Source organism: Oleiphilus sp. HI0132 (assembly GCF_001635845.1).
The window spans coordinates 1-751 of record NZ_LWGJ01000388.1; the positions used below are offsets into that span (position 1 = coordinate 1).

The 751-nt window shown below is 46.6% G+C and carries 1 protein-coding gene; it reads right to left on the bottom strand.

What is annotated here, in order from left to right:
- A partial coding sequence (locus A3766_RS04710; protein WP_197479326.1) for an MFS transporter occupies positions 1-706 on the bottom strand: 706 nt, incomplete at its 3' end.
- Positions 707-751: the final 45 nt, after the last annotated feature.

Genomic DNA, 751 nt, shown 5'->3' on the forward strand with positions numbered 1-751 from the left:
GCAGGTCCACTAGCGTATAGAGAGCAATTCCCACAGCCTGGGCCAAGCCAGCAATAAGCATCATATTCTTTGCCCCCAGACGAAGGTATAAATACCCGCCTAAAGCAGCCCCCAGCAAACCCGCAATAGAAGACCATAAAGTGATCGTTGCCAAGTCCCCTAGCGAGAAGCCACTATCGATCAGCAAGGGCTTGATCATTACCGAGCCTAAGGAGTCTGCCAGTTTATAGGTGATTAGCACCAATACCCAAGCAAGCATATTTGAACGCTTAAAAAAGCCCTTGTAGACAGTTAGAGGCAATGCCCTAGCCATGCCTTTATCAGCAACACCTGCATCAAAGTTATTGGTCACCTTTGGGTAAACAGGGATAGCTCCAGTGAAGATTGGCAACATTAGTAGAACTAACAACAAGGCCATAAGCTGCATACTCAGACTCCAACCAAAGTGGTCTATCCCTAGTAACAAGCCGCTACCACTTAAAATCATTCCCAACTTAAAACCTGTTACCTGGACACTGTTTCCGATTCCCCTGAAACGCTCTGCTAGAACTTTCACAGCCAAACCGTCGGTTGCAATATCCTGAGTCGCGGCCGAGGTATTCACCAGTAGAATTCCGATGAGAAAAATAACAATCAAGGGGCCAAACAAGCTTTCATAGTTAGACATAGAAGCTAATAAGAGCAATCCGACAAGCAATAACTGCATCGCTACTATCCAGGTTCGATGCACGCCTATACGAGCCCAACCGAT